The sequence below is a fragment of the uncultured Algoriphagus sp. genome (assembly GCF_963974835.1).
GTDB lineage: Bacteria > Bacteroidota > Bacteroidia > Cytophagales > Cyclobacteriaceae > Algoriphagus.
The window spans coordinates 237,194-250,462 of sequence record NZ_CAXBET010000007.1 but is presented as its reverse complement, the minus strand read 5'-3'; the positions used below and the strand labels follow the sequence as shown (position 1 = coordinate 250,462).

Here is a 13,269-nt window from a genome sequence, read left to right as displayed (position 1 = left end):
CTCCCCCGTCTATGACCTGGTAGCTTTTGTGGAGTGGATGATAGATCAACACCCAGCAAAGATCCGAGTGCCTGGCCCGGCCCACTTCCTCCACAATCCAGGAGATGGAATAGGATCCGTCATTGTCCTTCACCAGCTTCAAGCCTGGTGCAAGATCCAGATCCCCGCCGCATACTTTGACCTTTTCAGGGTAGAGCCGGGGAACTCCATCCTCATTCTCCACTGCATGCTTCAATGCCCAGGACATGGCGATGTGGATCCCCCTTTTCCCACCGGAAACAAAGCCCCCAAAACCTACAGCCAATACTGATTCTATGGGAAGAAGGAATTGCTGCACCTCCACAAAAGCCATGTTTGAGTAGATCTGCTTTTTGGAGGGTTTGTATTCACCGGATCTAACGGCGATCTGCTTGATGAACGTCTTCCCCTTTTGCTTGTAGATTACCAGGTTTCCGACTTTTCCGTTGACTCCGCTAAGCAGAGAATCTGTTATTTTTCCCATGGTAGTAAGTAACTCGTTAGGTTTAAAGTATAATATGACTTATGCCAGTCCTATAGCACCTCCCTTGTTGCTCCCACTCTGCGCCCTTGCTGCTCCCTTACGTACTGGGAGAGTCAAGGGAACAGCAAGGGAGGATTAAGGGAGAATCAAGGGCGGAAGTATGACTTTGGCTGCCTGTAAACTCCTATCATTCCTGGCTATGGTGGGGATAGCAACCCTGATTTGACAAATGGAGCTCTAGAATAAATATTCCCTAAGCTTTTCTTCCGGTATCCCGGAGAATGCGGAAAACTCCGCCACAGTCACAAACTGCTTTTCCCCTTTATCAAAATGTTCCCGGATTTTACGTAGCACATCGTGGCTGTACCGCTCACTCCTACCGGTGATCCGCTGGACATCCTTGGCATAGATTACACATCGTTTGATTAGCATCTGACTTCTCCTTTCCGAATTAGGTTTTATTTATTCCATTTATCTTGGTTCCATACCGAAGTGCATTTTCTTCGGACCAATACAGGCAACCTCCAAGCAGTAAGAGTAAGCTATCAGCCCATGCTGCGAGGCTCTTATTTTCATTTCTGAATTCCTCTGTCATCTCCCACAAACTGTCAAAGAGCTGGTAAAGGAGTCCAGCCCCATGTCTACAGGCCTCTGCGTCAGATATTCCCGTATGAATCTGTCTTAGCACCAATTCATTGTGGGTGTCCTGGATTTTTCTGTGATATTCAAATCCCCTCAGATCGGAGTAGAGACATATAATTCTGGCTATGCGTTGCTCCACCCATTCTATGGGATACTCCTCCGCAGGAAAATGGAGTTTAAGAAAGTGGATAGCTAAGTAAATACCGGATGCATAGGCATGCTGCATGGTAAATACATTCATACCTGGGATAATACCCTGTCTGACGTTATTGAATTCCCAGCGTCTTGCCTGTAGGTAATCGTCCAGATAAAACCAGAGGCTATCCAACCATTCCTGATCGCTGAAATGCTCCATGCTCTCCAACACATCATCCAATGCATACCATACAAAGGAGAGTGGGCTATCAAAATCTTCGTAAAACACATACTCTTCCCATCTGTGGAAAAACTCCATTGCCTCTTCAAATCCACATTTTTGAAGCATTTCATCCAATGTATGAAGGCAGAAAAAAAACTTGGTAATCTGCTCCAGCTGTAATCTGTCTAGATCTGGCAATGCATAGCCTGCAAACCATAGGATTTTCTCACTCTTTAATACCAGCTCATCGTCTACCAGCCCAAAATCCCAACCCCAGTCGATGGCAGCAGCTTCCGCGCTGAGTACATGTAGATTGAGAGACACAGGTAAAATGGGATGATTCATAACTATTTATCTTTAGTGTCTCTTTTCCAGCGGGAAACTGTACTTATACTGCAATTGAAAAAAGAAGTCAAATCTTTCAACTTTAAAAGTGGATATGCTCCCGGAAGAAAATCTTTCAGCTGCTCTACTCCTTTTTCCAGTCCCGCCACTCTGATCGCATTCAATTTGGTTCTTCTTTGAAGTATATATTGGTACAGTCCATTATCTACCTGAAGGAGTTCCGGACTTCTTCTTATCTGTATTCCTTCCTGTCCACGATCAATCTGAAGAAAGACCGCATCAGACATCGCCAATAGAAAATAAGGACTTGGCTCGCGTGTATAATAAGAGTGAAACTCCCGTACAATGTCAGATGCGCCGAATAAATGCTCCAGTGAAGCGCCTCCATCTTTTTCCTGATATAGCCCAATAATACCTACGCATAAAAATCTTGAGGAAATATCCACTGTGCCAGACGCATTGATTACTGTGCCCTTTTTCACTTTTTTTTGATTTACTGCCCATAGTAAAGAGTTTATAAATTCATCGGACGCAGCTGATATTTCCTTCAAAAAATCTATCAACTGCTGTTTATACTTATCATCCATACCTGCACTTTTTAATAAAACAATAGCTTCAAATTAATCGAACAAAGCATTTAACTACTCATTCAAACTAAAAACACAATGTTAATATAATGTTAAGAACTTTAGTTTTCCAACCGCTAAACAGCTCTGATTTAAATTTTTAAGCGAAAAATTGTCATTTGACCATTTTTGAAGGAATTATTTTTTAGGACTGGTCAAATGACCAACCACCTATTGCTTAGGACTGCTTAACTTTTCAAGTATACTAGCATAAGCAGTTGAATAGCAGTCTGTATAATCTAAATGGGTTCTGTAAAGGTGTACAAGAATATGCAAGTCTCGATAAGGCTGCTTGGAAGGAAGTACATAGGATTTCAGGATTTGCTACAATTGATAGCCAGTGCAGTAGCAATAGTTAAATAATTCGAATCATGAACAGAACTTTCATTACACTACTCATTCTATTATGGACCTACGCGGGATTGGATACCATATGTTTTGATTACAGCAGAAAGGCTTTCCATAATCAAACGTTTCCTGCGCAGTGTGATACCTATTGGCTTATGCGATACCGGCAAGCGAGTTGCTGATTGCCCTGCTCCTGCTCTTTACGGCAATTTCCGGGGCATCTTCAAGGTTACTCTCACCCGGAATCTCCAGCCGAATCTGAGCGGGAGCTTTAGCCCCGTTTAAAAAATGAAAGTTGATCAAGAAAGATTTGAATCATATTCCAAAATGCCCTGAGACTCTCCTCCAAAATGGAGGACTTAGATCAAAAACGAACTAAACCATGGAAAAAACTGACATTTCTTTTCTGATAAGTTTACCCCTACTCATTCTTTGGGGATATACATCAATTGACAAAATTCTCTTCTGGCAGGAAAGTTATAGGGCTTTTCTAAACCAGCCATTTCCAATGTCATGGGGAATTGTTCTGGCCTATGCTGTTCCAGGCTTGGAGATTTTGCTAGTGGTTTTGGTAATGATTCCTGAGACTAGATACTGGGGTTTTTTGGGTTCAGCACTGCTCCTGAATTCCTTTTCAGTTTATGTGGGCATGGTATGGATCGGAGTCTTTCCCGAAACTCCCTGCAACTGCGCCGGACTAATCAATCTGTTAAGCTGGGAAGGTCACCTTTTCCTTAATCTCGGATTTCTTACCCTATCAGTCTTAGGATTATGGATTATAAAAAGAGGGGCCGAAACCCCTCCATACGGCGTTAAGTAGTAATCAGGCTTAGTAAATCAATTAATTAATCTGATTATCCGCAATGATGCCAGTGACCTCTTTGCTTTGCTAATCAGGCTGGAAGACCGATGACGGGTGACCGAAGTACCAGCAATGCTAGTGTTTACCTTACTTTAAGTCGCTTTTCACCTTTTACTGGTGCAATTGCAGATATACATATTAATTGAAATCAAAAGTCAACTAAAAATATAAAAAAATAATATAAAATAAAAGTGAATTTCTATCCGACCCAAAATCAGAACCATGTTGTTTGGGCCCATGGTTCTGAAGGTGGATTTTCCCGGGGGAAGCTGAAAACCCGCAATTGAGTAAGCTACAACAAAACGGTTTTGCCGATTTTTTGATCAGTTAAAAAAAACGGTACATTATGAAACGTAAACAATTAAGTATTTCAATGATGGTTCTTGGTCTGGTAGCATTTGGCACTTTTGCCTTCACTCCACCAAAATCCAATACCGGTTTATTTGCTCAGGATCCTGAGACGCCTTCAATCTGGTATGACCTGACTGAAGTGGAGCCTGGGGATGAAACCTACCGATGCATCGGCACTGGGGATTGCCTCCGGGACGCACCTTCTGAGAACGGTTCTGTCGAACAAAATGGGATGTTTGTCAAATACGCTGAAGAACTTCCCATTGCTGATTAAAAAGTAAATCAAGTTTGAATTAAAACCCAAAAGCCCTTTTGAAGTTCAGAAGGGCTTTTTTATATAAAACAGGGGCAGAAGCAGTGTTCACTCCCACCCCAAAAAAAATAACCTAAAGAAATTCATGTCTTAACTGGCCAAACCTAAAAATCTGAGTTCTCAAAAAGTATCTCGAAAGGTCAAACAGCAAACCTCTGGGTATTAACAAACACCATTGACCGAAAAATTATCTGATATTCGGTTCCAGCCCGTTCAATTGCAGTTCATCCTGCGGGATCGGGAAAACATACCTTGGAGAATTCGGTGGCATCGAATATTCAACTTCATTTACAGTGCGCTTCAGGGTTTTTGCCAAGGCAGGTTCCAGGTTCAATCTTCTCAGGTCATTCCACCGCAAACCCCGGAAAGCCAGCTCTTTCCTTCGCTCTTCGAAGACCAGATTCAAAGCCTCCGACTCATCCAAACCGCGCCAAGGTTGAAACTCCCCTACTTTGTAGCGTTTCTCTAGCAACTCATTGAGGTATCCCAAGCCTTCCGCTGTTCTTCCCAGTCTGGTTTCAGTTTCGGCCAGGATCAGGTATAATTCCCCGGTCGACAATCCTGAAAACAGGGGATAATCTCCGGAAAAACTCCCTCTAAACACATAGCCCATAGCACTTTCATTCGGCTTTCTGTAAAACAGCTTCTTCCTTAAATCCAGCGAATCATAGGAATCAAATAATTCCTGATCCACAAAAGTCAGATTGCTATAATGAAACAACTGGCCATTCATCACCGAATAGTACAGAGTTTCTTTATTAAAGGGAGCAAAGGAAAAATTCCCTGAGGGCATCACCTCATTGAAATCCAGCAATTCGGCGCCCGATTCCAAACTTGCTTTGGCCCATTGATTGGCCATTTCATAATCCGACATGCTCAGATATACCCTTGCCAAAAGTGCCTGTCCCGCTGTTTGGGTTGGCCTGGTGGGAATTACCACCGTTTCCGGTAATAACCCGACCGCCTCATTCAAATCACCCAAAATCTGATCATAGGTTTCCTGTAGGGAAGTTCTCTCCTGCTTCTCGGTGATTTTTGGATTGGTCCGGATCACTACTCCCAAGAAATCACTTGCATTTTCCTTCTGGTAAACCGGAGCAAACTGCCCTGCAAGATCAAAGAAGGCCTTGGCCCTCATAAACAGCGCTCTACCGATTAGTTCATCCCGCTCTTTTTGTTCGGCATCAGTAATGGGATCCATTTCCATTGCTTCCTCCAATACTAGATTGGCATAGAAGACCTGACGGTATGAAATGACCCAATCAGAAGATTGGGGTGTATCAAAGATCTCTTCTTGCCAGACATAGGAGTTTTGATTGGGAATGGAATTAAAGGACTGAAAGCCCTGGTCCGTGGTCCAAAAATCATCCGTCCCATTAAAGATCAGGGCCGGAGAATCATTCATCAGGAAATTGGTATTATCCAACAATCCCTGTAATTCAGCTAAGGTCTGGGGCACCACCAAGCTCTTGCTGGGTTTTTCATCCAAAAATCCATCACAGCCAACCATTACCAGCAGTATGGAAAGTAGTTTAAATTTATATTTTTTCATGTATTTATAATTGTTTTTCAATTGCCACATGGAATCTCGCATAACGGATAATCATTACTCTGTGCGTCGTGTTCGACATGCTCGATTTCATATGATTATAATTTTTTCTTAAAGGTCATCCCGACTATTCGGGACAGGTTATAGAATCTCGCATGTAGTATTATCATTCCAGTGTGTGACTTTTTAGTCATGCCTGTCTGCCTCAGGCAGGCTCGATTTCATGTGTTTACTTGATTAGGGTTAAACCCCGGGAGCTTGACGGCATATAACCAAATCAGGGATTCCTAATATATATGCCTTGCCAGACTCCGGGGTACCAATTTAAAATCCTGCACGGATGCCAAGTGAAAGGGAAGTCAATGCCTGACTGGTCTGGTAATCCGGGTCCTCATAGGAATCTGTCTTTTTCCAGATGATACCTAGATTATTGGCATAGCCATACACCTCCAGGGAGCGAAATCCTATACCCAATACCTTCCTGGATTCAAGGGAATAGCCTAAGCGAACATCCTGCAAGCGGATATGGTCCCCCGGGATCACCATGATTTCAGATCGGTTATAGAAATTATCCCGATTGGATACCTGGCCCTGTGGGAAAGATGGAACCGTAGTCAGAGCCTCATCTCCGGGTGCCATCCAGCGCTTCGCATAGTCCCCATGGATGATTCCTCCCAGATACAGATTGTTATAAACCAACGTTTGTCTTCTGACAAAATACCCCATCCTGTAAGAGATATTCACTGAAAGTGAAAATCCTCTCCAGGCAAAGTTGTTCATCCAGGAACCGAATACCGTAGGTCGGGCCGAACCATGATATACCAAGTCCTCAACCGGGGTGGAATTCAGGATCGCATTGTAATTGGTACTGGGTTCCCCATCCTCCAATCCCAAAGGATCTCCTGTATCCCCATCCAGTCCAGCCCATGGAAATGAGAAAATCGAGAACAGCGGATAACCTGTCAGGGGTGCTGGGAAAGTTTCCCCTCCCCCTCCAAATCCCGTATATTGTACGGGAAGTGCTTTGACTTCATACCCCGTTACTTCCTCCTTCAGCCAGTTAAAAATCAACATCTGGTTCCATTTCAGTTCCTTGTCCAGCACTTTGAAATTCATTAACAGATCCACCCCTTGGGTTTTGGTATCCGCAAAGTTCCCCCGGAAGAGACTCACTCCTGTTGAGGTAGGAAAAGGCTGGTCCCCGATCAGATCCAATCCGGTCTTGTTGTAAAATTCAATGCTGCCGGAAAGGAATCCGTTCTTTGATTCAAAATCCAATCCCAGGTTGATGATCTTGATCCGTTCCCAGCGCAGCTCAGGATTGGGTGGATTTTGTATAGCATAGCTGGGAAGACGGGTCAGAAAATTGTTGTTTCCGTCAATAAAGTTGGCAGTGGTGTAGGCACTTACCGAACGGTTAATGTTTCCGTTGTACCCATAGGTAGTCCTGAGCCTTAAGTAAGGCATCCAATCCGCTTTATAAAAGCCCTCTTCACTGATGATCCAGCTTCCTCCCACAGACCAAAGCGGGACACCCCGGTCATTCGCCTCTACCCCGAAGATGTTTGACGCATCTTTTCTGGCACTGGCAGAAAGCGTATATTTTTTATCCAGCGTGTAGGAAGCATTGGCATAATAGGACAGGAAGCGATCAGCTGTCCCAGTATGCGAATTCCTATAGAAAATATTGGCCAAAGACTGATTGTGGTACCTGCGGAATCGCGTCACATAATCTACCCCCAAAGAAGATCCCAGTTCATCATCGTATCCATAGAACCGGGACTGGTTTGCGAGCCCGTCCACTGCTTTGATCTCAGCGCCCGCCAATGCAGCGACCTGATGGCGTTCATTCCAGATCCGGTTCAGGGTTGACTGTAAACGCAGATGATGACTCTGGGATCTGGACTCACCCAGATCTGCAATACTGCCCCTTGGCACGGCCAGACTCAAGCTTCCGTCTTCCCCTACTTGCGTAAAGGAATTGATCAGGTCACGGGTGTAAAATGTACGCTCATCATTGAGTTCCCAGCTTCTGCCGCTGTTTTCCCAATACTGGTACAAGACATCCAAGGTCCATCCTTTAGTTAGTTCATAACCGAGTCCCAGATTGCCCCTGAAATCAAAATATTCCTGTTCATTGATCAGGTTCCCCCGCTCAGCCAAGGGATAGTAGCTCCAATCCAAGAGTCCCAGCTCTTCCACGCCATCGGTAAAAGTCTCCCGGTATCCCCTGCCTACGGCAAGCGGATTTCCCTGCCCATCGGCCAGTCGGATATAATTGGCAGAGAAACCGGAAGGAAGCTCGGTGCGGCGGTTGCTATTCCCATTGACCAAATACAGGCCGGTCTGGAGACGGAGCCTGTTATTCAAAAAATTCCAGTCATTTTTCAGGTTAAGCGTCAATCTGGAATTGTCATTTCCTATCGTTCCAGATAGGTTTTTATCATACCCTACAGACAGTCCATACACATGCTGATCCTTACCTCCCCGGATACCCATTGCATATTGTTGCTGTAAGGCAGGCCGGTAGTAGAATTGAGCCAAATCATTTCGGGTATCCTGTGAAGCAAAAACTGCAAACCTTCTGTCCGCTTCCTCCTGGGAGATCTCACCGTCCCGCAAGGCAATAAGCGTTTCAACTCCCGGACTCAGCAAAGGCTTGTTTCTGGAATTTTCCCGTGAATTATACAAGCCTCTGGAAAACAGATCCTGCTCCACTTCCAGAAAGTCCGAAGGGGAAATCGTAGGTACATAGAATGGGTCCTGCTCCTCGACCTGGGTGACATTTGCAGTAAAGGTCACCTGCAAGGGCATATTCCTTCTTCCGTTTTTTGTGGTGATTACGATTACCCCATTGCCTGCCCTTGCTCCCCAGATAGAGGCAGCCGCAGCATCCTTGAGTACTGTAATGCTTTCCACATCATTGGGATTGATGCTTTCCAATGGCCCATCATAGGGGAAGTTGTCCAGGACAATCAACGGCTGGGACTCGGAGAAAATAGTGGAAGTACCCCGTATCGATATATCATCTGATCTTCCCCTGTCCCGGTTAAAGACCAAGCCCGAAGTCACATCCTCCAGCCTGTCCAGAATCCCAGTGCTGATCCTTCTGTTTACCAGAGTTTCATCCAGTGAGGCAAAAGAACCTGTGGTTCTTTCACGGGGAAGCTCCTGATAGCCAGTGGAGACGATCTCCACCCCATCCAGATTAATTCCATCCGCTTCCATAAGGATCTCAAGCGTACCTACTACATTTCCTACTTCCAATTCCTGGGTGGCAAAACCTACAAAACTGAAAACAAGGATGGGGTTAGCAGATCGGGGAACAGCAATTGTAAACGCTCCATTTTCATCCGTTACCTTCCCTCTCGTCGTACCTTTCAGCATTACCGTCGCTCCGGGAAGGGGAGTTTGATCGACTTGGGACAAAACCGTCCCGCTCAGCGTTTTTTCCCCAGACTTCTGGGCCTGTAGCAGTCCTGCTGTAAGGAGCAGGAACAGCCAATTCAGTAGTAAACTTTTTTTCATTAGTGAGTTGTGTTTAGGTGGTTTTCATCAGTAAGATTTTCCTGGATCAGATCGATCAAACTTTCCGCTTTGGAAGGCATTTTCAGCGAGCGGATAAGCTTTCCCTCTCCATCAATCAGCATCAGGCTGGGATAGGCTTGGATATCATAGAATTTGAGAAATGGGTGCATGTCCCTGCCTCCCAAAAACAGGTGTTCATTTCCAAAAGAATAGCTTGGGTTTTCACTCAGGTAGGTTTTCCAGAGCACCGGGTCCGGATCTGTATTAATAGAGAGTATGGCAAAATCCTCCCGCTCCTCCAATTCCTTTTGGACTTTGCTCAACTGTCCCTCATGCATGAGTTTGCTGGGCAGGCAACCCGGAAACCAGAAAGCAAGCAAAACGGTCTTGCCGCGATAGGCTTCCAAATCAGTGGAATCCCCATTTGTATCGATCAAGGGTAACTCCTTTACAAGGCTTCCTACCCTATGAGCAGCAGCTAGAGATTCCAATCCCAAACGAATCTCAGTATCAGAAATCCTGTCGGTAACACGGGCAAGGGCATTGCCGAAATCGGGCAGGCGGTAATAGTTTTCAAAGAGGAACCTTCCCACCATCCGGTCATACACTTCGCCGGAAAACCTGGCTTCCAAACGCGAAAAGAGACCCTCGCCGGAATAGATGGAAAGCAGACTTTCCCGCTCCAAGAGGTACTCCTGATAGAATGCACTGGACGCAGCAGCGTCTGGCGAAATCTTCAGATCCCCGATTTTACCCAGATACTCCTCTAAAAGTTCCTGGGACTCAGATCTAGACTCCAAGGGAAGATTTTTGATCAAGGAAATTGATTGGGAAACACTTTCCCCGAGCACATCCGCTCGAAGGATATCCAGAAATTCATCAGAAAATCTGCCGCGGTATTCCTCCAAAATCCACAACCTAGAATCTTCCGAGGGAAGTTTTTTCAGGCGAGCTTCCATCCACTTCCTTCGATCTGCTCCAAAAGCAATAAACTCCATACTTCGGGGTGCATACCCATCCACCAAAGGAGAGCGATCCATAAAACTCTCCTGCTGAACGTCTGGATCCTGGCCTGCCTGAAGATGGAAAGCAGGAGTTTCCATAAAAGAGGCTTTATTCTCCTCCCTTGCCAATGTATGCTGAAGCTCAAACTTCAAAGCATCAGGGCCAGCAAAAATTAATTGCCCCAATCGGAGGTCCAGGCTAAAAATCAAGGAATCCCCAGGCTCCACCAGGAAGCGGTCCAAATATTGATCCCCCAAAACTGAGGCTATGGAAATATAGGCTTCCTCTGAAATGGATAAGGATTCATAATGCAGCACCTTTTTACCGGCAGCACCCTGAAGCATACTCCCCTCTTCCAGCACTACATACTCTGAGTCCATGCCCACATAGGACACATATCGTCCTAGGTACTTTTCCCAGAAAGTCAACAACAGGGAATCCGACATTGCCCCCGAACGGATTTCACCATAAACGAATACAGATAAGCCCTCTTTCCTGAAATCCTCCCCCACTGAGGCAGAAGAGCTTTCGCCCTCCTGCCCTTTTGCAACGGAGTGATCAACCAAACCATTTTGCTCCGGCAAGGTATCGGAGCGGGTCTCCCCGCCCCGATGGGTGTCCCGCAATCCAAACGGGACACTGGGGCTAGACCTATGAAGAAAATCCGCCCCGGGTGAATCAGCAACCTGTGCTGTGAGTGTGCTTCCGTATAGGCATAGCGATGCCAGGAAGCATGTGAGTAGTGTTTTTTTCATGCTTTAAATTTTTAAGCTGGAAGACGGAAGAAAGGTGTCCGGTGTCGGATGACCGATGACCGGTGTTTGTCATGCTGACACTTCGACGTCGCTCAGTGTGACTGGAGTCGAAGCCTCTTTTCCCTAATCTCCTATCTCTAGCTTCATTGTACTTTGTACTTTGTACTTGATACTTGGTACATATTTCAAGTCATACCTCTCCCACCCTGCCTTTCTCAGGCAACCAGCAATAATGAATAATAAGATGTAATGTGTCAGCTCTACCGGCTACTGTGAGCTTGCTGACGTGAGTGTGCGGTAACCGATCTGCTCAGGAATGTGCACCTCCCCTTTCACGGTCATAAAAATTCACCCTTTAGATTGGGTTTTTGGGCTTTAATGGAAATAACAAATCCATAGAGCCACCTTCCTGCTGCGCAGGAGCTGCTTTATTCAAATATACCGGAAGTGCTAGCCTCCCTGTCCCATTGCTGGGGCCTGAGAAGATGCCCGAGCCTCTAATAAAATAGGAGGCTGCACTTCCAATGTCGAAAATCAATTTAAACATCATCCTGAATTTTAGGCTTCTCAGACCAGCAATAAGGATGAATAGTAACCAAATATATGAAAAAGATTATTAAAGTCAACATTAATGTTGACCTATTTTACAACTTCTTTAGTGAGCTTCAAATTATGGAGGAAGTTGATCTGAAAAGTTTTCGGTTATTGCTAGGCGAAAAAATAAAACTTAGGAGAGAGGAGCTTGGATTATCCCAGGCAGCACTTGGTGCTAGGATGGGGAGCAAAGACAAACAAATGATTAGTAGATACGAAACTGAAGGAGCTAATCCAACAGCTTACAATTTGGTACAATTGGCTAACTCCCTAGAATTTTCTGTTCAGGAATTGCTTGATTATGAAACGAAAATCAAATAATTAGATTGTTTAATCTAGAAAGTTCTTTAAGACATAAATTTTCAATTAGAGTCTTCATCTTTTTTACTACTCTAAGCATCTCTATAGTTTCTGACTCTGTAATCTGAAAATCTAATTTGTATCTGGCATCAATGTATCCTTTCTTTAAATTTTTAAAGACTTGGGTTTCAAAATGCTCATCAGTTTCTGAAAAAAACAATTTAAAGAGATCAGTGCTTAGGTGCTTAGAATAATCTCTCAAATTTTGAAGATTATGCGATTTAGGCTTGTAGCCTGTAAAAACAAGTAGAATAGCAGCATAAAAATGCTCTACAGTCTGATGCAGATAAAAATTACAAACTCTAAAACTTTCTCTTTCAAGAGCACTCTTGGCATCAATTAAGAAATCGTTGCCCATTGTAAACCAGATATCGTAATATTCTTGAGCTCTATCTCTTAATTGTAAGTGACTTAATGAGCTTGGTTCGATAAATTGAACATTTCCAGATTCGTAAAGGGAAATACCCTCTTCAATTATTTGTTTAAAAAAGTACTGGTCATAAGCAAGACCTTCATTTATGTAATCTATACTGTGCACCAATGCACTTACAATCCCCATTACAGAAGAAACAGATCTGTTTTCAATTTTACTTTTTAATTCATACTCTTTTACTGAATTGTCCTTGGTCACCACCAAAAAATCAAAGTCACTCCGGTAAACGAATGTAACCCCATCTTCAACGGTAATATCATCCACCCACTTGTTTTTTGCATAGCTACCGAAAAGAATCACTTTTTCAGGATTAGCAACTTCCAAAATGATATCCAAAGCTTTTGCGATTTCATCCTGTTTCTTCTTTGGTAAATGAGGAAGTTTTGTACTTAAATCCATAACTTAAAAGTAACAAAAATGAGTAGGTGATCAATCGGAATTCAATTATTATTCTTAAATTGATAGTATGAACTTTTTAATTGTAACGAGAAAATTACTAATAGTTTTTGTACTCGTATTTTCGATAATTTCCATCCACGCTCAAGAGCATCATGGCCCTTACAAAATCCACAAGATCATAGATGGCGATACCTTTTGGGTGAAGATTGAAGGTGGAAAAACTGAAAATATCGTATCCACCTCTCCAAGTACATATTTCATAAATCCGATTGATCGGATAGGTTTGCATCAAAAACAAA

Annotated in this window: 13 protein-coding genes; 3 read left to right on the top strand and 10 right to left on the bottom strand. The window is 44.0% G+C overall.

Features of this window, described 5'->3' with window-relative positions; genetic code table 11:
* The 4 genes from AACZ73_RS15110 to AACZ73_RS15095 all read right to left on the bottom strand — a co-directional run.
* Window positions 1-352, bottom strand: a 352-nt coding sequence (locus AACZ73_RS15110) for a hypothetical protein (protein ID WP_339879104.1), incomplete at its 3' end; no start/stop codon positions are given.
* 387 nt (window positions 353-739) lie between these two features.
* Window positions 740-934 carry a hypothetical protein gene (locus AACZ73_RS15105; RefSeq protein ID WP_339877925.1) on the bottom strand — a complete coding sequence of 65 codons (195 nt, stop codon included), beginning with the start codon at window positions 932-934 and terminating at the stop codon, window positions 740-742.
* 19 nt (window positions 935-953) lie between these two features.
* Window positions 954-1,847, bottom strand: a complete 894-nt coding sequence (locus AACZ73_RS15100) for a hypothetical protein (protein WP_339879102.1) — start codon at window positions 1,845-1,847, stop codon at window positions 954-956.
* A gap of 2 nt (window positions 1,848-1,849) precedes the next feature.
* On the bottom strand, window positions 1,850-2,434 hold the full coding sequence (locus AACZ73_RS15095) for a hypothetical protein (RefSeq protein ID WP_339879101.1): 585 nt from the start codon (window positions 2,432-2,434) through the stop codon (window positions 1,850-1,852).
* Window positions 2,435-3,203: 769 nt separating this feature from the next.
* On the opposite strand from AACZ73_RS15095, the gene AACZ73_RS15090 reads away from it, so the two are divergent.
* Both AACZ73_RS15090 and AACZ73_RS15085 read left to right on the top strand, forming a co-directional pair.
* Entirely contained in the window at window positions 3,204-3,641 is a 438-nt protein-coding gene (locus tag AACZ73_RS15090) for a MauE/DoxX family redox-associated membrane protein (RefSeq protein ID WP_339879100.1), read from the top strand.
* A gap of 388 nt (window positions 3,642-4,029) precedes the next feature.
* Window positions 4,030-4,308, top strand: coding sequence for a hypothetical protein (locus tag AACZ73_RS15085; protein WP_339879099.1), 279 nt, complete (start codon window positions 4,030-4,032; stop codon window positions 4,306-4,308).
* Between the two features lie 226 nt (window positions 4,309-4,534).
* On the opposite strand, the gene AACZ73_RS15080 is transcribed toward AACZ73_RS15085, so the two are convergent.
* The 4 genes from AACZ73_RS15080 to AACZ73_RS15065 all read right to left on the bottom strand — a co-directional run bounded on the left by AACZ73_RS15080 (window position 4,535) and on the right by AACZ73_RS15065 (window position 11,731).
* Window positions 4,535-5,899: a RagB/SusD family nutrient uptake outer membrane protein gene (locus AACZ73_RS15080; RefSeq protein WP_339879097.1), complete on the bottom strand. Its 1,365-nt coding sequence runs from the start codon at window positions 5,897-5,899 to the stop codon at window positions 4,535-4,537.
* Window positions 5,900-6,220: 321 nt separating this feature from the next.
* Window positions 6,221-9,424: a SusC/RagA family TonB-linked outer membrane protein gene (locus AACZ73_RS15075; protein ID WP_339879096.1), complete on the bottom strand. Its 3,204-nt coding sequence runs from the start codon at window positions 9,422-9,424 to the stop codon at window positions 6,221-6,223.
* Entirely contained in the window at window positions 9,424-11,184 is a 1,761-nt protein-coding gene (locus AACZ73_RS15070; protein WP_339879094.1) for a TlpA disulfide reductase family protein, read from the bottom strand. Before AACZ73_RS15070 ends, AACZ73_RS15075 begins: the two co-directional genes overlap by 1 nt.
* A gap of 355 nt (window positions 11,185-11,539) precedes the next feature.
* Window positions 11,540-11,731 (bottom strand): hypothetical protein, encoded by a 192-nt coding sequence (locus tag AACZ73_RS15065; RefSeq protein ID WP_339879093.1) that lies wholly within the window; start codon window positions 11,729-11,731, stop codon window positions 11,540-11,542.
* 56 nt (window positions 11,732-11,787) lie between these two features.
* On the opposite strand from AACZ73_RS15065, the gene AACZ73_RS15060 reads away from it, so the two are divergent.
* Window positions 11,788-12,099 carry a helix-turn-helix transcriptional regulator gene (locus tag AACZ73_RS15060; RefSeq protein ID WP_339879091.1) on the top strand — a complete coding sequence of 104 codons (312 nt, stop codon included), beginning with the start codon at window positions 11,788-11,790 and terminating at the stop codon, window positions 12,097-12,099.
* Here AACZ73_RS15060 and AACZ73_RS15055 read toward each other — a convergent pair.
* Window positions 12,092-12,970 (bottom strand): HEPN domain-containing protein, encoded by an 879-nt coding sequence (locus tag AACZ73_RS15055; RefSeq protein ID WP_339879089.1) that lies wholly within the window; start codon window positions 12,968-12,970, stop codon window positions 12,092-12,094. The genes AACZ73_RS15060 and AACZ73_RS15055 overlap by 8 nt on opposite strands.
* Window positions 12,971-13,067: 97 nt before the next feature.
* Complete coding sequence (locus AACZ73_RS15050) at window positions 13,068-13,259, bottom strand: hypothetical protein (RefSeq protein ID WP_339879087.1); 192 nt, start codon at window positions 13,257-13,259, stop codon at window positions 13,068-13,070.
* Between the last annotated feature and the right edge of the window lie 10 nt (window positions 13,260-13,269).